Consider the following 23001-nt stretch of genomic DNA (forward strand, 5'->3'; position numbering starts at 1 on the left):
ACATTGTTTTTAGAGTGACGCGGAGCGATCTTATTTTATAAGCTACCATTGCTAAGCAAATACAGTCGCCTGACTGCTAATATTTAAAGTTGTATTCAACCTTTAAGCTATTGATAGCACGGATAAAATATCCTGCTAAAGAAATACCCTGTAATGTGCGTAAAATTTATATTTCATATAAATCACAAGAAATTAATTTAACTGTAGGACTATCTTTATCATCTCCTATGAACACTCATTAGCTGAAATTAAATAAATCTGGATTGCTAATTATTCAGGAAGATAGAAAAATAAAAAACCGAAGTTTTAACTTCGGTTTTTTTACGCTTATTTCAGTACTTTTTGTGGTTTATATAAACCTAGTTCAGTCAGGTGCAAGCGTAAGATACGACGTAATTCGAGTACAGCTTCAGGGGTTTCCTGAATCGAATGACCGCCTTTGATAATTTCCTCAGAGATTGCACCTTTTAGCTCGGCACTTTGATAGGGAACCACATCATCTGTCATCACTGATTTATCGTTACTATCCGTCATATTGCCCATGATGTTATGGAATTTAAAGCCTTTATATGGCACGACATCACGGGTCAGGGCATTGAATTTCGAATTTTTGGATAAATCGCTTGGACCGTTCTGAATCAGGTCATGACCAATTTCCTTGATGAAATCATCCAGCCCAATATCACCTTGTAGAGTATCTGCAAATGCGCCCAGAAATGCACCGGGTAAGCGGATAATTTTACGGGCTGCCAGGGTAAACCAGCGATCTGCATAATCAGTCCCGCGATGTGGGGTAGCCAGAAAAATACCTCGGCTAAAGTTTGGAATCGGTTTAAGCTGTAGACGCGCTTTAAATAATGAATTATTGCGGAAACGTTCGATACGGCGGTTATTAATCAGTTCTTCCGTACGTGGAATCAGATTGGCATCACTCACCAAGAGGCGGGCGATCACGCCACCCATACTATGACCAACCAGTACGGCATCTTTTTTGGCAGGATCCTGTGCATTGATGCGTTGGAAACCTTGCTGAATCAGGGCATTGATCTGATAACGGCTCTCCAGAATTGGCATATTGGTTGAATAGAATACTTGCCAGACCTGGAAATTTTCACGCAGTACCGGATCACCCATGATGTCATTGGTTAGACGGATCCAGGCTTCAGGACTGCTGGCTAGGCCATGGATCAGGACAATCACTTTTTTCTTCGGATTGTAGGGTTCGAGCATATAAAGATGCGGCATGATCAGGTTGTCATCCCGGTCAATCAGCACCAGATAGGCAGCACGTCCCAGGTTATTTTCAGCCAGCCATAGACCATAGGGTGCCGAGAAATTTGCAGCCAGTGCATATTGTTTACCTGCAACGGTTACTTTTTCATGTTTGTAGGGGTCATGCAGTTTGAGCTGAAATTCCGGACCATTAATAATCTGATCAACACTGGTCGCAGATTTAGGGACGGCGGTAATGGTGGTGGCCAGATAACGTGCTGAATGAATATTCGGATTGCTGCCTTCTGCATATTTGAAATTCAAAGGATCGACAATATATTTGTTATTTGGAGTAATGCGTTTCTCTTCGGGAAGGACCACTACAAATTCCGAACCAAAACCGTCTCGACGGGTAATTGAACGTAGACCAGAGAAATTCATGTTATAGGTCGACATGAGCTTCTCAAAAGGCTGGTTCTTAATTTCAGGATAGTTTTCGAAATCTACTGTATAAATGCTGTTGCCGACCTGAATCTTGCGGCTGCCTTCTTTGGCCTGATGACGCTCGGAATAAACATGGATCAAATGCGAGATCGCCAGGTTATAAAAGTCACGAATCTGTACCTGACGGTTGTCAAAGATACGATCTTGTGGCGCACGCTGGGTTTTGAACAGATAGGCATAGCTATAACGAATACTCTGGTCCAGCATCACCAGCTGCTGATCCTGGCATTTCTGGATGTTCTGCTTTTGTAGCTGCTTTTTTTCTTCAGATTGGGTCTTGGTCAGAACGCTGCTTTTGCATTCTGAACCTTTACCCAATTGCAGCGATTTGGCCAGATACAATTCACTGGCAGTAGATAAGAGCTGTTCATCCAGAATCTGTGGAATTTCCTTGAGCGCCTCTACACATTCCTGCGGTTGTTCAGTACAAACGCGTGCTTCACGCCCGGTCATGGACAGAACATTCAGGCTGGCTTCACTTAGTTTATCCCGGGTCAAAATGCTGTCACGTTCATTAATGATGGTGACATTGAAGGCTTGTTCTTTCACACTGACCACCTGACAGCCAGTCAAAGCCAAGGTAAGCAGTAGTGAACAGAGGACGAATGCGTTATTCATTTTATAGTGCATATGAAATCTAGAGCTCTGTTAAATATTGAAATAATATTCTGTATTCTACTCATTTTTATCAAAAAAAAGACTGCCGAAGCAGTCTATTTTGTAACTCGAATCACGAGTATTTTCACCTTAATTTTTTGGTGTCAGCACTTGCCATACATTCCAGCGACCTTGCTTCTCAATTTCCTGAATCAACTGATCTGCTACTTGTGCTTCTTGTGGGTATTTCACCTTATAATTTTTCAATACCTGAACTGCATTCTTTTTATTTTCCATGGCAATGTAGTTATTTGCCGCAGATAAATACGCTTCCTGAACACCCGCTTTCATGGCTTTTTCCAGATATGGAATTGCTTCACGCTGACCGCCACCCTCAGACAGGCCAAAACCGAACCAGAAGTTTGCTTCAGCATCATCTTGGTTCAATTTCAGAATACGCTGTGCATAGGCCAAAGATTTAGTGGTGTAGACTGAACCTAGGTCTAGGTTACGTGCCATGACGCTGGCTTTAAATGCACGCATTAAAATGTCGAAAGAGGCATTATTGTTGGCAGCTAAAGTATCGAGTTCCTGAGTTACACGTCTCAGTTTCAGTTCAAAGCCTCTACGTTCCTGACGGTCACTAAAACGTGGTGGGTAGTGACGTGCTTTACCTTCAACTAATTGCAAGAAATCATCAATTTCAGTGATATCAATTTCATTCGGCCCAGCTAAAGTCGCATAACGCATAGAACGTGTAGTGCTGTTTACAGTTGGAATGATCAGACGATTCACATCAAGGGTAATTTTTTCGGATGGATTATCAGCACGGTTCACCACCATTTTGGTTACAGGTGCAGCAGCAGCTTTTTGCAAGTGCACTTCAAATGGAGGTGGTTCGTTATAATTGAATGGATTTAATGCATAAAATGGTGGAGTCAGTTCCGGCTCAGCGAACACCATTGCATTTTTAGGTGTGTTTTGCTTTTGGGATGGAGTTGAACATGCGGTCAATGCGAGCGCTGCTAAGCAGGCAAGTGCCAAAGGCTTAAATGTCATGGTATACATCCATTTATGTTATTTTGGAAAATTGTGAGTTTGCATGTTCGTCAGTCTAAGAAAACTGTAGCAAACATGCAAGTTACTGCGTGTTACCGTTTTGATCAGGCCTTAGACTGAGAAGTCTGTGCTTCGCACTCACGGCGAGCTTCTTCCAGAATCTTCATATCTTCCTCGCTAAGCGGATGTTCATTCAACTGGTTTTTCTTGAAAGTAGGGTCAAGCATAGATAAACGGTTGCAAAGCATATTCATGCGTTTTTCATTTTGTTGAATACGATCAAGCAGGACACGCATGCCTTCAATAATCGGATCGGACTGATCTTGTGTGGTCGCATATGGCTGGAACCCGATACTTTCTGCATAATCGCGTCGACGTGCTTCAGCCTCATCTTTCGGCTGGTCTTTGGTAATAAACCGGGCAGGGTTACCGACAGCAGTTGTATTTTCTGGAACAGCTTTGGTAACGACTGCATTTGAACCCACTTTGGCATTTTTACCTACGGTAAATGGACCGAGAATTTTTGCCCCGGCACCTACGACAACGCCATCTTCTAAAGTTGGATGACGCTTGCCTTTATTCCAGGTCGTACCACCCAAGGTCACACCGTGATAGAGGGTAACATCATCACCAATTTCTGCAGTTTCACCAATCACCACACCCATACCATGGTCAATAAAGAAACGGCGGCCAATCTTGGCACCCGGATGGATTTCAATTCCTGTCGCAAAACGGCTGAATGAGGATAAAGCACGTGCCGTGCCTTTACAGTCTTTGTTCCACAATTCATGCGCCACACGATGCATCATCAGCGCGTGAATGCCAGGATATGTGGTCAAGACTTCCAGGGTGTTGCGTGCAGCAGGATCGCGCGCGAAGACAGCCTGTATATCCTCTTTGAGCTGTTTAAACATTAGATTTGATCCTTGTCCTGTTGGGTAGTGTGTGAAGATTTCTTCCAGGTACCATTATTCAAGGCTTGAACCCGACTGAAAATCCCACGGAGTAAATGATATTCCATACGATCTAATTGTATACGTCCAAATAGGCGACGCAAGCGTAAAGGCAATAATCGTGGATTTTTTGGATCCATAAACTCAATTTCTGCCAGCATTTTTTCCAGATGCGGGTAGAACTGTTCCATCTGTTCATGATTCACCAGCGGTTCATCCCATTCCATTTCAATGCCATCAATGACCTGCATGGTGGCTTTAGGATCACGCGGATGTTCTACCTGATCCAATGCAGCCATACGCAGTTCATAGCAGATCACCTGAATTGCCTGAGCTACATTGAGTACGCCGTAGTCAGTATTCACAGGAATAGTGAGATGATAATTGGCCATCGCCAGTTCTTCATTGGTCAGGCCACGGTCTTCACGACCAAACAGAATCGCAATTTCCTGTTGCTCTTGCACGACCGCAGACAGCGCTTTTTCAGCCGCAGGACGCACATCCAGAAGAGGCCAGGGAATGGTACGGCTACGCGCGCTGGTACCGAAAACCACCTGACAATCTTTAATCGCGTCTTCCAGTGTCTCGACGATTTCAATCTGTTCGATCAGATCGGTCGCACCTGCAGCCAGCGCATCAATATCTGGATGCGGGTAGGTTTTTGGTGCAACCAAGACCAGTTTGCACAGGCCCATGGTTTTCATAGCACGTAAGGCACTACCAATATTGGCAGGCAGGGTGGTATTAACCATGACAATACGCACATGGGAGAGATGTGCTGAAACAGCAGCATTGTCAATTTGACTCATGATGATTCCAATATAAGTATTTTAAAGGTCAGAATTTATGAATATTGCGGCTGAGACTCGGCTTCATACTGTGCCATGGCATCATCCATACTCATATCTGCAGGAGGAGGTGGCACTTCAACCGGCTTGGCTTCTTCATAAGATACCGCGCGGGCGGCTTTAGATTTAACCTGGTATTCAATATGCAAGGCAGCTTTACCAAAATAGTCACGCAACTTGGCGAGCAGCTCATCTAGCGGCGCAACTTTCCAGTTTAGGCCCAGATGCAGCTCGGCTGTGGCATAGCCATAATCCAGATACAGAATCACTGGAATATGCGTGCTCATATCCACATTGGTATATGGCATCAGAATTTGCTGCAAGTCACGGCTGAGGGTTTTGCTGTAATGTTCAGCTTGCAAGGTAATCTTGATGCTGTTAGCACGTTTCTGACGGATTTCGTTCAGGCTAAAGGCTTTGGTCAAACGTCCCATCGGGCGATCAAAACCTTCACGCTCGTAAATTTCACCTTCAATCACCACGACTTTATCCACCTGAACGATGTCTTTAAAGCGCTGGAAGCGTTCATGGTTGGTGGAGATTTCGATACGTGCCGTACCATCATCTAATGTCACCATCATCCGGTTCGGGAAGTTAGCGACATCGACTACCAGACCAGCAAACACAGTCGTTACACCACGACGGGTCGGGGTTAATTCATTGATCTGACAAGGTACGAATGCTTTTAGCTCATTACGATATACATCAATTGGGTGACCCGTTAGATATAGGCCGAGTGTATCTTTTTCACCTTTGAGACGAACTTCATCAGACCAAGGTTTCACCGGTTTGGCCGGTTTACGCTGAACTTCTTCAACTTCACCAAATAGATCCATGATCCCGGTTTCACGGTTCTGACGGGCCTGATCTGCAGCCTGTACTGCTTCAGGAAGCTGTGCCATTAAATCAGCGCGTTCAATGCCCAAGCAATCCAGTGCACCAGCACGGATCAAGGCTTCGAGCGTACGTTTGTTGATTTTCTTCAGGTCGATACGGTGACAGAAGTCAAACAGGTCTTTATATGGACCTTCTTTCTGACGTGATTCGATCACCGACTGCATGGCCGCTTCACCCACGCCTTTGATTGCTCCCAAACCATAGACAATGGTTTTTTCATCAGTAGCATGGAACTGATAAATCGACATATTGACTGACGGTGGTAACACTTCCAGATTGTTCTTGCGGCAGTCATCAATCAGGAATACTACGTTATCTGTATTCTGCATTTCCGAAGACATCACCGCTGCCAGGAACTCAGCCGGATAATGTGCTTTCAGCCAGGCTGTCTGGTAGGCAACAAGTGCGTAAGCGGCTGCATGCGATTTGTTAAAACCATAACCAGCGAATTTTTCCATATAGTCGAAGATATGGTTAGCAGTAGCTTCATCAATATCTTTTTTCGCAGCACCTTCAATGAAGATCTTACGCTGCTTGACCATTTCCTCAGGCTTTTTCTTACCCATCGCACGACGCAGCAAGTCCGCGCCGCCAAGGGTATAGCCGGCACAGAACTGCGCAGCCTGCATGACCTGTTCCTGATAGACCATAATCCCGTAAGTTGGCTCTAATACGCCTTCTAGCAGAGGATGCAGATATTCAAACTCACCGCCGTGCATACGATGAATAAAGTCAGGAATTAGATCCATTGGACCCGGACGGTATAATGATACGAAAGCAATAATCTCTTCAAATTTACTTGGGCGTGCCTCTTTCAGCATCTTTTTCATGCCCACGGATTCAAACTGGAAGACCGCTGTGGTATTGGCTTCAGCAAAGACCAGATAGGCATCTTTGTCATCTAAGGGGATGTAAGCAATATCCAGCGGTTTATCGCTCTGGATTCGCTTATTGATATTTTTAACCGCATCTTCAATTACGGTCAGGTTACGTAGACCTAGGAAGTCGAACTTCACCAAACCGGCAGCTTCGACATCGTCCTTATCGAACTGGGCAACCCGTGCTGTACCATCAGCATCACACATCACGGCTGAGTAGTCGGTCAGCTTGGTTGGCGCAATCACCACGCCACCGGCATGTTTACCGGTATTCCGGGTAATACCTTCAAGCTTCAGTGCCATTTCCCAGATTTCAGAAGCATCGTCATAATCCGGGTTGGATGGATTGGTGACCACATCTTTTAGTTGCGGTTCGGCTTCCAGAGATTCTTCCAGGCTTAAGCCCAAAGGCTTGGTTGGAATCAGTTTGGAAATACGATCGGCAAGACCATAGGATTTACCCAGGACACGTGCCACGTCACGAATTGCACCTTTGGCCGCCATGGTACCGAAGGTTGCAATCTGGGAAACTGCATCCCGGCCATAAGTACGCGCCACATAATCAATCACGCGGTCACGACCGGCAATACAGAAATCGACGTCAAAGTCGGGCATCGAAACACGTTCCGGGTTTAAGAAACGTTCGAATAGCAGGTCATAACGCAGTGGATCAAGGTCAGTAATTTTTAAACTATAGGCTACTAGAGAACCGGCACCCGAACCACGACCCGGACCTACCGGCACCCCATTACCTTTGGACCATTGAATGAAGTCCATTACGATCAGGAAGTAACCCGGGAAGCCCATGTCCAGAATAATTTTGATTTCAAAAGCCAGACGTTCATCATAAGGCTGACGGATTTCCGGCCAGTCCTCACCACGTTTTTCAGGTGGATACAGAAAGTCTAGGCGTTCTTCCAGACCGACTTCACACAAATGGGTGAAATAACTGCCAATGGTATGACCTTCTGGAATCGGATAGTCCGGCAGGTCATTAAAGCCCAGTCGCAAGGTAACATTACAACGTCTTGCGATATGAAAGGTGTTTTCAATTGCGGTTGGAATATCCGAGAAAAGCTCTGCCATTTCTGTTGAGCTTTTAAAGTACTGTTCAGGACTATAGGTTTTAGGGCGGCGATTATCACCAAGTACATAACCATCGGCAATACAGACACGTGCTTCGTGTGCTTCAAAATCTTCACGTGCAATAAAGTGCACGTCATTATGTGCGACTACACCGATATTATATTTTTTGGCGAGTTTGACCGCTTCTTCAATGAAAAGGTCTTCATTCGGACGACTTGTACGAGTAAGCGCTAAATATACGCGATTACCAAATTTTTCTACCCATTCCTGTAGTAAAGGTTCAGCTTTATCGGGATTTGAGGTAATCAGCATTTTGCCGACATCGGATTGCATACCCAGCAATATGATCATGTCATCGTGCTGCTTTAAGATCCAATCTTTCTGTACGCAAGGAATATCGAGCTGCTGGCCACTAATATAACCTTCAGAAACCAGTTCGGTCAGGTTGCGCCAGCCTTTGTTGGTCATGGAAAGCAGGGTGACACGATGTTCGGCATCATTCAGACGGATTTCAGAACCGAGAATCGGTTTAATGCCTTTATCCAGGCATTTTTTATAGAATTTGACTGCGGCATGTAGATTAGATAAATCAGTCAGCGCGAGTGCTGGCATCTCGTCATTAGCAGCAGCTTTGACCAGGTCCGGTATCCGTACGATGGATTCAGTAATCGAAAATTCTGTATGAATACCAAGATGAACAAAGTGCATAAATGAGTCCCTGCAAAAACCACTGGATAGTTTAGCATGCTAGTAGGCTATATATAGACTAAAATTTTTTGATATCTCACAGAAATAAAGCTGAAAATTGAACAAAAAGAAAAAATATGTTTTGTTGTCGGAGTATTGATAAATTTAACTAATAAAATAAAATTATATTAATTTTATGATAATTTATTTATATGAACTTTAAGAAATTTTTAGCTTTAAAGGGTGGTGTGGTATGTTTGGGTTTAATTTTATTACTAGGCAAATATGGTTATTTAAATAATTATTTTGATTTCATGAATGATTTATCGCAAGTCAAACCAGTTACAGTAACTTATCATCCTGAAAGTGATGAAAAGTATGAAACTGAAAGCAATGAAAGCGAACTTCCTCATGAGATAAAAGAGTTAGAAAGTAAGACATTATCTACATCTACAATTAATCAAAAACTGTATACTGAAACTATTGCTTTTTCAAAGACTTTACCAATTCAAAATGAAGATAAGAGTACAATTATTGATGCTCAGGTAAATGATCTCACAGTGGTTTATACAGTAGTTACTCCTTTAAATCGTTGGGATATAATGAATGATTCTTATATAAATCAAATGCTAAAACTAAATTGTAATGATAGAGAGTCAATTGAGTATTTAGAAGCTGGAGCCAACTTTATTTATAAGTTTTTTGGTCTTGATATGAAAAAAATGGGTGAAATATCAATAAATACTGATAATTGTAGAAACTTAGAATATTTATGACAGATTGCTTAAAGTAAAACCTTTAAGTTGAAGGTTTTACTTTATTAAATTTATTTAAAACAATTAGCTATCGCAGACGTGACAGCCATTCACCAAAGGTCTGCACAAATTGCACTAATAATAAAAGCACAATAACGGTCAAAATGACCACACTGGTATCGAAACGCTGGTAACCATAGGAAATGGCAAGGTCACCAATACCACCTGCACCCACGGCACCGGCCATCGCCGTTGCACCAATCAGGCTAATGGTGGCTGTGGTCAGGTTTAAAATCAGGGAGCTGCGTGCTTCAGGCAAAATAAACTTGAAAATAATTTGCAGGGGAGAGGCACCCATCGCTTGTGCCGATTCGATAATGCCTTCATTCACTTCAAGCAATGAAGTTTCAATTAACCGGCCCATATACGGACCAATATAAATGGTCAGTGGCACAATTGCGGCCCATGTACCAATAGACGTACCCACCAGTAATTTGGTCAGTGGAATAAAGGCAATCAGCAGGATAATAAAGGGCAAGGAACGCAGCGCATTTACAATCGGGTTTAAGCCATGATAAATCACCCGGTTTGGCAGAATGCCGTCAGGACGGGTCACCAGCAAAATGATGGCCTGAATAAAGCCCCAAATACAGCCAAACAGCATTGCGAAGAACACCATATGGAAGGTTTCTTGCAGTGCAGTCACGAACTGATCCATGGACAGCGAACTTTTCCAGAATGGGGCAGTGATCGTAGTGAGCCACTGTACAATTAAGTCTCTCATTCCTGTACTCCTGCCTGATCTACCTGTACGCCATGATCTCTGAGATATTGTATTGCCGCTGTAATTTGTGCGGGATCACCGAGAAGCTGAATAAACATCTGTCCAATCACTGAACCATTAATTTCAGTCATATTGGCAAACAGGATATTCAAGCTGATATCAAACTGTTTAATGACGCCTTGAATCACGGTTTCCTGAGCTGAGCTGCCCAAGAATTTTAAACAATAAATACTGTGATGATTCTGATTTTCCAGATTCGTCAGAATATTTACGGGCAAGTTTTGCTGTAGCACGGTTTGAATAAAGTTTTTTGTGGTCGGATGTTGAGGCTGACTAAAGATCTGTAGGGTAGAGCCAGTTTCAATCACATCACCTTTTTCCATGACTGCGACATAATCACATACAGTTTCAATTACATCCATTTCATGAGTGACCATAACAATGGTAATGCCTTGTTCCTGATTAATGCGTTTCAGCAGTTCCAGTACGGACTTGGTGGTTTGCGGATCGAGTGCTGAGGTTGCTTCATCACACAATAAAATCTTCGGATGGTTCGCTAAGGCGCGGGCAATTCCGACACGCTGCTTCTGACCGCCAGAGAGTTCGTCTGGAAAAGCATTACGTTTATGTTTCAGGTCAATAAAGTCCAGCAATTCTTCAAGACGCTTTTCCCGTTCAGCTTTACTCCAGCCGAGCAGTTTCATTGGCATTTCAATATTGGCAGCCACGGTTTTGGTCTGCATGAGATTAAAGTGCTGGAAAATCATGCCGATCTGGGTACGTTCCTGACGCAATGATTTGGCATCCAAAGCAGTAAAGTCCGTGCCATTGATAATCACCTGACCAGAAGTAGGGCGTTCAAGCAGATTAATTAGGCGGATCAGGGTACTTTTACCGGCACCACTATAGCCAATAATGCCAAAGATACTGCCAGTCGGAATCTGCAGGTTGATCTGGTTCAGGGCATGTAAGGTCTGGCCCTTCAGCTCATACTGTTTGGAGATGTCTTTAAATTCAATCATAGTGTCAAATACTGCATCACGAATAAAAAAACAGGCAAGTTATCCTTGCCTGTTTTGAGTATTGATTATTGTATTACTTTGCTTCGGTCAAATAAGTTACCGGTTTGTTTACCGCAACTTTTGTACCGCCAAAGTGTTCATCAACATAGGCTTTCACAGCAGGAGTATGATACAACTGGCCAACTTTTTGAAGTACAGGATCATTTTGACGGTCAGCAGCGACAGCTAAAATGTTAACATTCATTTTAGTACTTTGATCAATCGCTTCGTAATAGATCGCATCTTTCAATACGTTCAGACCACCTTCCATTGCCAAAGTATTACCTAGAACAATCGCATCTACTTCATCTTTCACACGGACTGCAGTCGCCATTTGAATTGGCTTGATGACAATCTGTTTCGCATTTTCAGTGATGTCAGCAGGCGTACCTTTTACCAGGTCAAAGTTTGGTTTAAGTTTTACCAGACCCGCAGATTGTAAAAGTAACAATGCACGTGATTCATTCGCGCCATCGTTAGGAATAGCAATTGTCGCACCTTGCTTAAACTCTTCAACTTTTTTCACTTTGCTTGAGTAAATCCCCATTGGCTCAAGATAAGTCGTAGAAAGCGGCGCGATCTTTTGTGTATTGGCGTCGTTATAAGCCACCATATAGGCATAAGACTGGAATGCGTTGACATCAATTTCTTTATTGGCAACCGCAGTGTTCATCGATACATAGTCAGTGAAATTTTTCACATTGAGTTTGATGCCAGCTTGCTCGGTTTCAGGCAAAGTGGCAATGTAGCGCCAGATATCAGCATCTGAACCTGTAGAGGCCATCGTCACGGTTTGCAGTTCACCTGAATCTTTGTTTTGTGCTGCATCCGTTGCAGGGGCTTCTTGTTTTCCGCATGCGGTGAGTGTTAATACAGATGCACTGAGTAAAACGCCAAGTAGCTTTTTCATAAAGATGTCCTAATTCTCGTGTTGCCTAAAGTATATGCATTTTAAGGTCATGTTGAAGTGGAGTTTTATTACACTTTCATCTGACCCTGGATCGATGTCGCATGTGGCTCCGGCAGGGAAAATGCAAATGTACTGCAACAGTTCACGTTAATTCGATCGGGTCAGAGTTCACCAAACCACTATATCGGTTTTCTATTTGGAGAGAGTAAATAGAGATTTTATAAAAGATATAGTCAAATTTAGTACTCTGAATGGGCGCAATCATAGCAATAATTGTTTATTCAATATAGTGAATAAAAAGTGGCTGCTTATCTGATTAAATGAATAGTAGTTTTGAAAAAATATTAGTAATTACAATATATTATTTTTACTTTAATTGATTTGAATATTATATTTGATTAAATAGTGAGCTTTATAATATTTTTGCTGATATTAAGCATAAAAATGCATATAGATAAACATAAAAAAATATCTGATTCTTGGGAAATTAAGGAAATTCTATCTTAACGAGATAAATCTTTCCTTCATGTTCAATAGGCGATGCAGGATCTGATCTTGGTTTTCTTAGTTCATGACTGCAAGCATGTTTTAACAGAAGGGGATATGTAGATAATCCGAACGCTGTTTTTCATAGAGTACGTGTCTACACAAGATATGATCAGCAGATACAAGCGGATGGTCAAATTCTCCTACTTTTTCTAAGCCAATATTTTGCATGACACGTTCTGATGGTGTGTTGATGCGAGCAGTAAAAGAAATGACTTTTTCTAGACGCAGGGTTCTAAAGGCATATTTCAGTACAGCTTTTGCACCTTCAGTTGCATAGCCTTGATTCCAATATTGCGGTAGCAAGCGCCAGCTAATTTCAGGTGCATCGGCGAATGCTAATTCTGGTGGATATACGTTTAAACCAATAAATCCGATAAATTCGCCTGTGCTTTTCAGTTCTACGACAAATAAGCCCCAACCGCGCTTTTTAATATCGGATTTGATACGCTCCAGAAAAGCGGTGGCTTCTGTTGTATTGAGTTTTTTCAGGAAATAACGCATGACCTTGTCATCTGCACACATTTGAATAAATGGGGCAGTGTCGGAGTCTTGCCATTGTCGGAGGATCAGGCGAGGGGTTTGAATGAATATATGCATATTAAATATTAATTTGTATGGGGGTTTTCTAACTGAGATTAAAGTAAATATTTTATAGTGTACATGAGGATGGAATTGACATAAGTGAATAGTATTTTTGGAAGATTTAATTTAATAAGCTAATTTTAATAGGCTTTTACTTATATTTAGTTGATAAGGAGTAAATATGGAGTTGCGATACAAATTTTCAGAGGATGAATTTCTCGCATTATGCCAAGAGAATCTTGGACGGGAAAAAACAACAGTTTTTGAAGATTTATATGAAGCTCTTATTCACTTTTTTAGTACTCCGGATTCAGTCTTAATAACTGACATAAAGCATAACTACCCATTTGAATACTATGACGATCACTTATCGCTGAAAGAGTATATAGACAAAGGGAAAATGATAATTCCTTATCTTCAATTTGAGCTACACAGTGATAAGGTCACTGATCTAGAGGTCACGGACGTTAAGCTACCTTCATTTATTTTATTATGTGATTTCCTGTATGGAGGAGGTGTTACAAGGAAGTACAATATCAAAAATACAAAAATGAAAACTAAAAACAAAACATCAATACGGCTTCTTTCCGTTGAATTCCCACAAGCATTGTTAACAAAGCTTAATTCACGAATGACGCCCCCAAAAAGTTTATTACCATCAAAATTAGGCTTTTATGAATGGCGGCAGACTTTCTATAACAAAGTGACCGGTGAAAGCTTCTTTTGCTTATGTTTTAAAGATGCAATATTTAGAGAGCAGAATGGTTTAATGGTAAGACATGCTCATCTTAAAAATGCATTAGAAAAGCAGTCATTTAAAGAATCGATTTGTCACATTTGCACTAACACAAATTCAGACTTAGTATTTGGAGGTTCTGTATTCAAAGGAAGATATGGTGCATATATTACAAAGCACTCAATACAAGAAGGTATTAGTGAAAGGGAGTCGGAAAACTATATTAGAGAGTTAAAAGGTGTAGCGCGTATAGGTGAAAGGTGGGTTAATGAAACCTTATTGTTTAATTACATCAATCTGCTATTTCCTCAATACACGGTTCAAAGAGAAGCATCACCAAGTTGGTTGAATCGACAAAGGTTCGATGTCTATATCCCAGAGCTAAATTTAGCGATTGAGTACCAAGGGCAACAACACTATCTTGCTGTCGATCTATTCGGTGGCGAAGAAGGTTTAAAACGGACAAAGCAAAGGGATAAGGAAAAGCTTCAACTCAGTAAAGCAAATGGAGTGGAGATTATCTATTTTAGCTACAAAGATAATTTAACTGAAAAATTAGTACAAAATCGACTTAAAAATTATCTTAAAGAACCTTTATAAAAGTGTATTTTTAATCATGATATAGATGATAAAAGCCATTATTTGAGTTTCATATTTATAAAAAAACCCCGCACATCGCGGGGTTTTTACTTAATCACTTTACAAGAAAGAATTAAGCATTTTCACGCGCAATCGCACGGTAACCAATATCTTTACGATATTGAACACCCTCAAACGTTACTTTTTCGCAAAGTTCTAATGCTTTCGCTTGTGCTTCACCAATGGTATTACCAAGTGCAGTCACGCATAGTACACGACCACCTGCAGTCACGATGTCACCATTTTCATTGGCTTTTGTACCTGCATGGAAGACTTTCGCATCAGTCATTTCAGTATCTAAACCTGAAATCACATCGCCATTGCTAGACGTTTCTGGATAGCCTTTAGATGCCAGTACGATACCAACAGTTTTACGCTCATCCCATTCAGCTTCTTTCGGTAAATTACCTTCAAGACCTGCTTGAACCAAATCAACTAATGATGATTTTAAACGCATCATGATTGGCTGTGTTTCAGGGTCGCCAAAACGACAGTTAAACTCGATCACTTTTGGTTGACCTTTGTCGTCAATCATCAAGCCCGCATATAAGAAACCTGTATAAACGTGACCGTCTTTTTTCATACCTTCAACGGTAGGACGCATCACTTCATTCATGGTTTTTTCAAACACGTCAGCCGTTACAACAGGAGCAGGAGAGTAAGCACCCATACCACCCGTGTTAGGACCTTGGTCGCCTTCAAAAATACGCTTATGGTCTTGAGAAGTTGCCATTGGTAAAATGTTGTCGCCATCAATCATACAAATGAAAGATGCTTCTTCACCAGCAAGGAACTCTTCGATCACAACGCGAGAACCTGCATCACCAAATTTGTTGCCTGCAAGCATGTCGTCGATTGCAGCAAATGCTTCTTCATTTGTCATTGCAACGATTACGCCTTTACCCGCAGCAAGACCATCCGCCTTGATTACGATTGGCGCACCATTTTTCTCAACATACGCTTTTGCCGCATCTACTTCAGTGAACACGTCATAGAAAGCAGTTGGAATGTTGTGGCGTTTTAAGAAATGCTTAGCAAATGCTTTAGAGCCTTCAAGCTGCGCTGCAAATTGAGTTGGACCCCAAATTTTCACACCCGCTTCACGACAAGCATCGACTACACCATTTACAAGTGGTGCTTCAGGACCAACAACCACTAAATCAACTGCATTGTTTTTTGCAAAGTCGATAATAGCAGCGTTGTCTAAAATGCTAAGTGCAACATTTTCGCATTTATTTTCTGTTGCAGTACCTGCATTACCCGGTGCTACAAATACTTTTGCGACTTTGTCATCTTGCGCGATTTTCCATGCAAGTGCATGTTCACGACCGCCATTACCCAAAACTAAAACGTTCATCTTTTACAATCCTGTTTAAAAGAAATCCCCATATCTCCAAAAGGAGAGCCCCATTTTTGCAGTACTTGACGTACAAAACCCTCCTTAGAAAAGGAGGGCTAGGGAGGATTCAAAAAATTAAATGAATCTTCATGTGTCTATTAATGACGGAAGTGACGCATACCTGTGAAGACCATTGCAATACCAGCTTCGTCAGCAGCAGCAATTGTTTCTTCATCACGCATAGAACCACCCGGTTGGATAATGCATTTGATACCCGCTTTAGCAGCGTTATCAATACCATCACGGAATGGGAAGAATGCATCAGATGCCATTACTGCACCTTCAACCACTAAACCAGCATGTTCAGCTTTGATCGCAGCAATACGAGCAGAGTTTACACGGCTCATTTGACCTGCGCCCACACCGATTGTTTGACGGTTTTTAGCATAAACAATTGCGTTAGACTTCACGTATTTCGCAACTTTCCAAGCAAAGATCATGTCATCAATTTCTTGCTCAGTTGGTGCACGTTTAGTCACAACTTTAAGGTCGTCTTTTGTGATCATACCTAAGTCTTGATCTTGAACTAAAAGACCGCCATTCACACGTTTGTAATCCATTTGCGGAGCACGTGCATCAATTGCAGGAAGTTCGCCACATACAAGTACACGTACGTTTTTCTTCGCACCTGTTACTTCTAACACGCCTTCAGCAACGCTTGGTGCAATGATCACTTCAACGAATTGACGGTCAACGATTGCTTGCGCAGTTGCAACGTCTAATTCACGGTTGAATGCAATGATGCCGCCGAACGCAGATTCAGGATCAGTTGCGTATGCAAGATCATAAGCCGCTTGGATACCGTCTAGAGATACTGCAACGCCACATGGGTTTGCATGTTTCACGATTACACAAGCAGGTTTTGCGAATGATTTAACACACTCAAGAGCTGCATCAGTATCTGCGATGTTGTTATAAGATAATTCTTTACCTTGTAACTGTTTAGCAGTTGAAACAGATGCTTCAGTTGCATTTTCTTCTACATAGAACGCAGCTGATTGATGTGGGTTTTCACCGTAACGTAAATCTTGTGCTTTGTTCAATTGAGTATTGAACGTACGAGCAAATTTATCTGCTTGACCTTCTTCTTTACCTACGCGAGCGCCTAAGTAAGATGCAATCATACCGTCATATTGAGCAGTATGTTCAAACGCTTTAACTGCTAGGTCAAAACGAGTTGCATAAGATAAAGCACCTTCAGCTTTAAGCTCAGCAACTACAGTTGCATAGTCAGATGCATTTACAACGATACCTACAGATGCATGGTTTTTCGCAGCTGCACGAACCATTGTTGGACCACCGATGTCGATATTTTCGATTGCATCAGCAAGTGAACAGTTTGGTTTAGCAACAGTTGCAGCGAATGGGTATAGGTTAACCACAACTAGATCGATCGCATCGATGTTGTGTTCAGCCATCACAGCTTCGTCTAGACCACGACGAGCCAGGATACCACCATGAATTTTTGGGTGTAGTGTTTTTACACGTCCGTCCATCATCTCTGGGAAACCAGTGTGCTCTGAAACTTCAACTACCGCGATGTTGTTGTCTTTTAACAACTTATAAGTACCGCCAGTAGATAAAATTTCTACCCCAAGAGCAGCAAGGTTTTGTGCAAATTCGACAATGCCAGTTTTGTCAGAAACAGAGATTAAAGCGCGTTTAATAGTCATGATCTTCGTCACAGTTATCAAGAATTAAATCAAAAAAGCTAAATAGCAGGTCAAAAAAAATGCCTGCGGAGGCCGCAAGCATTTTATCATTTATTCACTCATTAAACCGTGAGCTTTCAACTTTTTACGTAAAGTACCACGGTTTAAGCCAAGAATCTCAGCAGCGCGAGTCTGGTTGCCACGAGTATACTCTAAAACTACAGATAGAAGAGGCTTCTCCATTTCTGCTAGCACCATGTCATACACCTGAGAAGGTTGCTCGCCTTGCAATTGTGCAAAGTAATGGCGAACTGCGCGATCTACGTGAATACGAAGAGCGACATCAGATTGTGCAGTAAAAATAGGAGATTTGCTATTCATGCGAATTAATCCGAAAAATCAAATATCACTTGGGTAAAGTGATATATAAAAGTGGTCTAGAAATTGAATGAACTCCATTTTAGATCCTAAAAGTGGAGTTCTAAAACTTAATCATTACATTGAGCTAGTAGCTTGCCACATCTCTGCGAGTTGGTCGAAAAATAAGCGTAACAATAGTTAAATTTTTGTTACTGCCCAAAATTAACACAAAAAAATCTGCTCGATACGCATTAATAAATAAGCGCATTAGGCAAGACTGTATTTTTAGTGAAAAATTCGCGAGGAGTTGGCAGCACATAGCTTTCGTGGCGCGTATCATACCATTGTCTAAGCAAAAGTGAGCAAGAAAACTGCATTTTTTTTAACTTTTTTTTGTTTTTTTAATAGTTTTTTTCAATATTATGGGCGAATTATTTCTAAAGTATAACTATCGAAACTTTTTCGCTCGACTGGAACCTTAAAGTCAAATTTGAAAGGACTATTTTTGGGAATACGTTGGATGCTCGCTAAACTTTCAATCAGGTATTCTGAAGGTGAAAGCGTATAGGACGCTTTAATCACCCCATTGTCTTTTAAATCGAGACGCAATATTGGCATAGCCAGGCTGCGGTCGTGATAATTGATCAACTCGCCCGTGAATTGGGTTTGCTCCAAACCTGATGCAGTGACTTTAACTTTCTTGGTATTAATCAGGTTGTAATGTTCTTCCATATTAGAACAATTGAACACATCACAAACGGCATTAAATGCTGTACCCATTACATGGCTATTCTTTAAGTACTGTGGGTTAAACCAGAAGAACTGAAAGACCAATACGCCGAGTAACACTACATTTATTGCTGTCCATCCAATATATTGCAAGACAGAGCGCTGACTTCTGTCATTTGTATCTTCTTCCCAGTTCATGGTTGGAAGGGCATTGATTGGCTCGGTACTAAAATAGTTCAGATTATTCAGGTAGGTCTTCAGGTCAATATTCGAGTTTTCAACTTTTTCATCGAAAATATGTAGCAGGTTGTTGAGGCGAGAAGAAATCCTGCTGTTATATAAATCTACATCAAATTTTGATGTACTTTGAGCTGGATTGAGAGATTCAACAGTGGCTTCAGGTGTGCTGCTGGTGGCTGAAGCCTGAGGTTCAGTCACCAGATGAGAAAGTGCATTAAATGAAGTGGTGCATTTGGGACAACAAACCATGCCCTGAGCAATGGTTAACTGGGCAACCGTTACTTTGTAGATTGTGGAACAAGTCGGGCAGAGGGTTCGTTTATCACTCATATATTCACGCTTATTTAATTTTTATGGCGTTTACCAGAAATTCGACACCAGTATTCATCACGCTTCGCCACTTCTAATATATCAAAATGATTAGAGTAAATGCTAGTAACATCAGTAACTTGTTCTTCAATAACACCGGCAAGTGCAAACTCGCCCTCAGCTTTTACCAATTCTGCGAAGTGTGGCTCAAGCATCATCAGTGGACCTGCCAGGATATTGGCCACAAAAACGTCAGCTTTTATTGCACCTAATTCTTCGTTAAATTCTTCCGGTAAGCCGACATAAAGTCGATCAAGCACATCATTGAGTTCAGCATTTTGTTGAGTGGCCAATACTGCTTGTGGATCGATATCGGTGGCATATGCTTTTTTCGCGCCAAGTAGCAGGGCGGCAACAGCCAAAATGCCTGAACCACAGCCATAATCGATGACAATTTTGTCTTTAAGATCGGTTTTACCCAGCCATTGCAGGCAAAGGAAAGTAGAGGCATGGTTGCCTGTACCAAAAGCCAGACCTGGATCGAGCTTGATATTTACCGCATCTGCTTCAGGTGGCTCCATCCATTCTGGAACAATCCAGAATTTATCAGAAATCTGAATAGGCTCGTAAGCATCCATCCAGGTACGTTCCCAAGCCTGATCTTCCAGGAATTCATGACGGATTGGTGCTTCAGGCATTTGTGCACGAATAAAGGTCTCGAGTGCATCGACATCGATCTCTTCACCTTCTTCTTGCGCATAAATACCAGTAACAATCACTTTATTCCACAACGGTGTTTCACCTGGAAGTGGTTCAAGTAAATCCTGATTCTCAGCATCATCCAGAGTCACGCTCACCGCACCCAGCGAGCTGAGTAATGTTTCAGTGAAATCAACTTGAGCCTGATCAACCGTAATATGAATTTGTAACCACTTCACAGAAATAACCTTATGTATATCTTTTCAAAAAGCTATTGTAACGGAAGTTCTGGTGATTGTGCGTTTAGATTGCTGTACGGGTATAAATAAAAAAGGATGCCTGAGACATCCTTTGATAGGTTTTAGACTTTATCTAATCTATATTGGTCAGTGGTTTTTGTACCTGAATCGGTGCAAGCCGATTCAGTAAAGTGCCAAAAATTGCAGCAAATATATACATAAAAATAGAATAAACTGCCGCTGGCATGGCTACTGCCGAGCTGCCAATTACGGTCAGGGCAATGGTCATGGCAAGCGTACTGTTATGAATGCCGATTTCAAAGGCACTGGCGCGGGCTTGAGCACTATTAATGTTAAGTAGTCGTGGAACCAGATAGCCGATGCCCAGGCTGAGGATACAGAACAAGGCAGTTGCCAGTCCGACCTGAGTCAGATATTCAGTGATGTTGGCTCGTTCTTTCACAATCGTGGCAATAATAATGAGCACCAGAAAAGTAATCGCAAAGATCCGTAATGGTCGATTCAGTTTTGCTGTTAGACCCGGTGCATAATGACGAATCAACATTCCAATACCGACTGGAATCAGAATAATCGCGAAGACCTGCAAGATTTTGCCAAACTGTAAACCGATATTCTGGCTATCTTGCATGAAGTGCAGGATCGAGAAATTAATAATTAAAGGTAAGGTAATAGCAGCAATGACCGAGTTGATTGCTGTTAGGGTGATATTTAGCGCCAGATCACCCTTAAAAAGATAACTAAACAAGTTGGCGGTGGCACCGCCTGGGGAAGCGGCCAAGAGCATCAAGCCGACTGATAAGAGTGGCGGTAAAGCTAATAGTTTACATAGTGCAAAGGCAATTCCAACTAGAATAACTAGCTGACAGAAAAGTGCGATCAGTACAGCCTTGGGATGTCGGGTCACGCGGGTAAAGTCACGCGGGGTAAGTTCAAGTCCAAGCCCCATCATGATGATCGCCAGTGCCAGTGGCAGTAATATGGTAATAAAGCCAGAATCCATCTGTATGCTCCGTATTTAAAGGTCTTTTTTATCTATTTTTTAGTCCAGCATACAGAGGAAATATGGTTTTATATAGTGTGTTTACAAATCTGATAAACGATGCTTGGATTTCTGATAAGTGATTCGCTGACGGCTCAGGATAAAGCCAAAAAGGGTCGCAAAAGTGTACATCACAATGGTATAGATGCCCGCAGGGATGGCAATGGTATTACTGCCTAATACAGTGATAGCGATGGTCATGGCAACAGCGGTATTGTGAATGCCCACCTCGAAGGTACAAGCACGTGCCTGACGGTCTGGAATACCAATCAGTAAAGGTAGGCAATAACCAATAAACAGGCTGGAAAAGCCGAAAATAACGGTCGCGATTCCGATGCTATGGAAATATTCCATGAGATTATGGCGCTCGCGTACGATTGCAAATACAAATAATACAATCAGGAAGCTAATTGCGAAAACACGCATTGGACGGTTAACAGTAATCGTAAGCCTTGGAAATTTAGCTCGTAATGCCATTCCGAAGATAACGGGAAGCAATATGATAAAAAATACCTGAACCATCTTCATGGCTGGCATGCTAATGGTGTCGTCACTGTCTAGGAAGAACTGTAAGGATAAATTAACAATAAAAGGGAGGGTAAAGATCGATATAAAGGTATTAATCGTGGTCAGGGTGAAGTTGAGCGCTAAATCACCCTTATATAGATAGCTGAACAAATTGGCAGTTGGTCCACCAGGAGATGCTGCCAGCAACATTAAACCCACAGCCAGTAGTGGCGGTAAATCCAGTACGATACAGATCAGAAAAGCCAGGCTGGTCAACAAGATCAGTTGGATAAATAAGGCAATAAAAATGACCTTGGGATACTTTAGTACACGAATAAAATCCTTGACGCGTAATTCAAGTCCTAACCCCATCATTAAAATTGCCAGCAGTACCGGCAATAAAAAGACAAAAAATGCCGAATCCATACAATATCCTTTTTATTATTGGATCTTCAGTTTTAAATTCAGTTTAACTTAAATTATTAAATAATCAATAGAAAATGGGCAAAACCTCAGTTTTGCCCATTTATTATCTCTAGCTCTAAAGATATTTATTTAGGTCGAGGGGGGGTAAAGCCCAAGGCGCATTTGCCACTGACTTCCTGACCGTTGATCATTGTTGTGGTATTTCCAGAAGCGTCCTGACAAGCGCTATAAATTTCTGCTTCATCACCCATTAAGGCTGTTTTAGAGTTGGAGAAAAACTGTGGTTCACAGGTTCCGTTCCAGATAATGCCACGATGAGCAAAAGTTACGGCATCACCAGCAGATTTACCTTTACAGACTTTCTGATACAGATCAGGATTATAAATCTTGGCAACTTTATCATTCGCAGTTGCCATACCTGTCATTGATAGTGCACCGAGCATTATTGAAAATAATATTTTCTTATCCATTTATTTCACCTTTTTTTCTTCGTGGGGCGTCAAACTTACATATTAGAAAATACACAGCTGCATACAATTGATATCAGGTAACAAATACAAGCTCTATGTATTGATTTATCGATGTTTTGCTAAAAAATGAAAGATTAAGTGACAATTAAGAGTGTTTAGAAGAAAGCGGTCGAA

19 protein-coding genes are annotated in these 23001 nt (G+C 41.7%); 2 read left to right on the top strand and 17 right to left on the bottom strand.

Translation table 11 applies throughout. The features are described from left to right. Positions 1 to 327: 327 nt before the first annotated feature. The 5 genes from IHE35_RS05780 to dnaE all read right to left on the bottom strand — a co-directional run bounded on the left by IHE35_RS05780 (position 328) and on the right by dnaE (position 8742). Positions 328 to 2346 carry an alpha/beta hydrolase gene (locus tag IHE35_RS05780; protein ID WP_242789694.1) on the bottom strand — a complete coding sequence of 673 codons (2019 nt, stop codon included), beginning with the start codon at positions 2344 to 2346 and terminating at the stop codon, positions 328 to 330. A gap of 117 nt (positions 2347 to 2463) precedes the next feature. Beyond that, complete coding sequence (locus IHE35_RS05785; protein WP_242789695.1) at positions 2464 to 3372, bottom strand: hypothetical protein; 909 nt, start codon at positions 3370 to 3372, stop codon at positions 2464 to 2466. A gap of 104 nt (positions 3373 to 3476) precedes the next feature. Further along, complete coding sequence (gene cysE, locus IHE35_RS05790; RefSeq protein WP_242789696.1) at positions 3477 to 4286, bottom strand: serine O-acetyltransferase; 810 nt, start codon at positions 4284 to 4286, stop codon at positions 3477 to 3479. Further along, positions 4286 to 5134: an RNA methyltransferase gene (locus tag IHE35_RS05795; RefSeq protein ID WP_242789697.1), complete on the bottom strand. Its 849-nt coding sequence runs from the start codon at positions 5132 to 5134 to the stop codon at positions 4286 to 4288. The genes cysE and IHE35_RS05795 overlap by 1 nt, the downstream gene beginning before the upstream one ends. A 35-nt stretch (positions 5135 to 5169) precedes the next feature. Next, entirely contained in the window at positions 5170 to 8742 is a 3573-nt protein-coding gene (dnaE, locus tag IHE35_RS05800) for a DNA polymerase III subunit alpha (RefSeq protein ID WP_242789698.1), read from the bottom strand. Positions 8743 to 8933: 191 nt separating this feature from the next. Between dnaE and IHE35_RS05805 the strand changes: the two genes are divergently transcribed. Then, a complete protein-coding gene (locus tag IHE35_RS05805; protein WP_242789699.1) occupies positions 8934 to 9497 on the top strand; it encodes a hypothetical protein in 564 nt (187 codons plus the stop codon). Between the two features lie 67 nt (positions 9498 to 9564). Here IHE35_RS05805 and IHE35_RS05810 read toward each other — a convergent pair whose 3' ends face one another. The 4 genes from IHE35_RS05810 to IHE35_RS05825 all read right to left on the bottom strand — a co-directional run bounded on the left by IHE35_RS05810 (position 9565) and on the right by IHE35_RS05825 (position 13377). Beyond that, positions 9565 to 10260, bottom strand: coding sequence for a methionine ABC transporter permease (locus IHE35_RS05810; RefSeq protein WP_242789700.1), 696 nt, complete (start codon positions 10258 to 10260; stop codon positions 9565 to 9567). After that, positions 10257 to 11282: a methionine ABC transporter ATP-binding protein gene (locus tag IHE35_RS05815; RefSeq protein ID WP_242789701.1), complete on the bottom strand. Its 1026-nt coding sequence runs from the start codon at positions 11280 to 11282 to the stop codon at positions 10257 to 10259. The genes IHE35_RS05810 and IHE35_RS05815 overlap by 4 nt, the downstream gene beginning before the upstream one ends. Positions 11283 to 11355: 73 nt before the next feature. Next, complete coding sequence (locus IHE35_RS05820) at positions 11356 to 12231, bottom strand: MetQ/NlpA family ABC transporter substrate-binding protein (RefSeq protein ID WP_242789702.1); 876 nt, start codon at positions 12229 to 12231, stop codon at positions 11356 to 11358. Positions 12232 to 12819: 588 nt separating this feature from the next. Beyond that, entirely contained in the window at positions 12820 to 13377 is a 558-nt protein-coding gene (locus IHE35_RS05825) for a GNAT family N-acetyltransferase (RefSeq protein ID WP_242789703.1), read from the bottom strand. A gap of 166 nt (positions 13378 to 13543) precedes the next feature. Here IHE35_RS05825 and IHE35_RS05830 point away from each other — a divergent pair, with 166 nt between their 5' ends. Further along, on the top strand, positions 13544 to 14698 hold the full coding sequence (locus tag IHE35_RS05830) for a hypothetical protein (RefSeq protein ID WP_242789704.1): 1155 nt from the start codon (positions 13544 to 13546) through the stop codon (positions 14696 to 14698). 112 nt (positions 14699 to 14810) lie between these two features. On the opposite strand, the gene purD is transcribed toward IHE35_RS05830, so the two are convergent. The 8 genes from purD to IHE35_RS05870 form a co-directional block, all read right to left on the bottom strand. Beyond that, positions 14811 to 16094, bottom strand: a complete 1284-nt coding sequence (gene purD, locus IHE35_RS05835; RefSeq protein ID WP_242789705.1) for a phosphoribosylamine--glycine ligase — start codon at positions 16092 to 16094, stop codon at positions 14811 to 14813. 140 nt (positions 16095 to 16234) lie between these two features. Beyond that, the gene (purH, locus tag IHE35_RS05840; RefSeq protein ID WP_242789706.1) at positions 16235 to 17809 is read right to left on the bottom strand and encodes a bifunctional phosphoribosylaminoimidazolecarboxamide formyltransferase/IMP cyclohydrolase; all 1575 of its coding nucleotides are present in this window, start codon (positions 17807 to 17809) and stop codon (positions 16235 to 16237) included. A gap of 90 nt (positions 17810 to 17899) precedes the next feature. Beyond that, a complete protein-coding gene (fis, locus tag IHE35_RS05845; RefSeq protein WP_001086304.1) occupies positions 17900 to 18169 on the bottom strand; it encodes a DNA-binding transcriptional regulator Fis in 270 nt (89 codons plus the stop codon). A gap of 399 nt (positions 18170 to 18568) precedes the next feature. After that, positions 18569 to 19447, bottom strand: coding sequence for a DUF3426 domain-containing protein (locus tag IHE35_RS05850; protein WP_242789707.1), 879 nt, complete (start codon positions 19445 to 19447; stop codon positions 18569 to 18571). 14 nt (positions 19448 to 19461) lie between these two features. Beyond that, complete coding sequence (gene prmA / locus IHE35_RS05855) at positions 19462 to 20364, bottom strand: 50S ribosomal protein L11 methyltransferase (RefSeq protein ID WP_242789708.1); 903 nt, start codon at positions 20362 to 20364, stop codon at positions 19462 to 19464. 133 nt (positions 20365 to 20497) lie between these two features. Then, positions 20498 to 21385: a bile acid:sodium symporter family protein gene (locus tag IHE35_RS05860; protein WP_242789709.1), complete on the bottom strand. Its 888-nt coding sequence runs from the start codon at positions 21383 to 21385 to the stop codon at positions 20498 to 20500. A gap of 81 nt (positions 21386 to 21466) precedes the next feature. Continuing rightward, positions 21467 to 22357 carry a bile acid:sodium symporter family protein gene (locus IHE35_RS05865; RefSeq protein ID WP_242789710.1) on the bottom strand — a complete coding sequence of 297 codons (891 nt, stop codon included), beginning with the start codon at positions 22355 to 22357 and terminating at the stop codon, positions 21467 to 21469. Between the two features lie 125 nt (positions 22358 to 22482). After that, a complete protein-coding gene (locus IHE35_RS05870; protein WP_242789711.1) occupies positions 22483 to 22827 on the bottom strand; it encodes a hypothetical protein in 345 nt (114 codons plus the stop codon). Positions 22828 to 23001 lie beyond the last annotated feature (174 nt).

It is taken from the genome of Acinetobacter sp. ASP199, assembly GCF_022700675.1.
GTDB lineage: Bacteria > Pseudomonadota > Gammaproteobacteria > Pseudomonadales > Moraxellaceae > Acinetobacter.

What these genes read in the sequence shown, in the direction of transcription:
- IHE35_RS05810 (WP_242789700.1), bottom strand. Translation starts at nt 10,260, where the DNA reads ATGAGAGACTTAATTGTACAGTGGCTCACTACGATCACTGCCCCATTC.
- IHE35_RS05815 (WP_242789701.1), bottom strand. Translation starts at nt 11,282, where the DNA reads ATGATTGAATTTAAAGACATCTCCAAACAGTATGAGCTGAAGGGCCAG.
- IHE35_RS05870 (WP_242789711.1), bottom strand. Translation starts at nt 22,827, where the DNA reads ATGGATAAGAAAATATTATTTTCAATAATGCTCGGTGCACTATCAATG.
- purH (WP_242789706.1), bottom strand. Translation starts at nt 17,809, where the DNA reads ATGACTATTAAACGCGCTTTAATCTCTGTTTCTGACAAAACTGGCATT.
- cysE (WP_242789696.1), bottom strand. Translation starts at nt 4,286, where the DNA reads ATGTTTAAACAGCTCAAAGAGGATATACAGGCTGTCTTCGCGCGCGAT.
- fis (WP_001086304.1), bottom strand. Translation starts at nt 18,169, where the DNA reads ATGAATAGCAAATCTCCTATTTTTACTGCACAATCTGATGTCGCTCTT.
- IHE35_RS05850 (WP_242789707.1), bottom strand. Translation starts at nt 19,447, where the DNA reads ATGAGTGATAAACGAACCCTCTGCCCGACTTGTTCCACAATCTACAAA.
- dnaE (WP_242789698.1), bottom strand. Translation starts at nt 8,742, where the DNA reads ATGCACTTTGTTCATCTTGGTATTCATACAGAATTTTCGATTACTGAA.
- IHE35_RS05830 (WP_242789704.1), top strand. Translation starts at nt 13,544, where the DNA reads ATGGAGTTGCGATACAAATTTTCAGAGGATGAATTTCTCGCATTATGC.
- IHE35_RS05795 (WP_242789697.1), bottom strand. Translation starts at nt 5,134, where the DNA reads ATGAGTCAAATTGACAATGCTGCTGTTTCAGCACATCTCTCCCATGTG.
- IHE35_RS05820 (WP_242789702.1), bottom strand. Translation starts at nt 12,231, where the DNA reads ATGAAAAAGCTACTTGGCGTTTTACTCAGTGCATCTGTATTAACACTC.
- IHE35_RS05825 (WP_242789703.1), bottom strand. Translation starts at nt 13,377, where the DNA reads ATGCATATATTCATTCAAACCCCTCGCCTGATCCTCCGACAATGGCAA.
- IHE35_RS05780 (WP_242789694.1), bottom strand. Translation starts at nt 2,346, where the DNA reads ATGCACTATAAAATGAATAACGCATTCGTCCTCTGTTCACTACTGCTT.
- IHE35_RS05865 (WP_242789710.1), bottom strand. Translation starts at nt 22,357, where the DNA reads ATGGATTCGGCATTTTTTGTCTTTTTATTGCCGGTACTGCTGGCAATT.
- purD (WP_242789705.1), bottom strand. Translation starts at nt 16,094, where the DNA reads ATGAACGTTTTAGTTTTGGGTAATGGCGGTCGTGAACATGCACTTGCA.
- IHE35_RS05860 (WP_242789709.1), bottom strand. Translation starts at nt 21,385, where the DNA reads ATGGATTCTGGCTTTATTACCATATTACTGCCACTGGCACTGGCGATC.
- IHE35_RS05785 (WP_242789695.1), bottom strand. Translation starts at nt 3,372, where the DNA reads ATGACATTTAAGCCTTTGGCACTTGCCTGCTTAGCAGCGCTCGCATTG.
- IHE35_RS05805 (WP_242789699.1), top strand. Translation starts at nt 8,934, where the DNA reads ATGAACTTTAAGAAATTTTTAGCTTTAAAGGGTGGTGTGGTATGTTTG.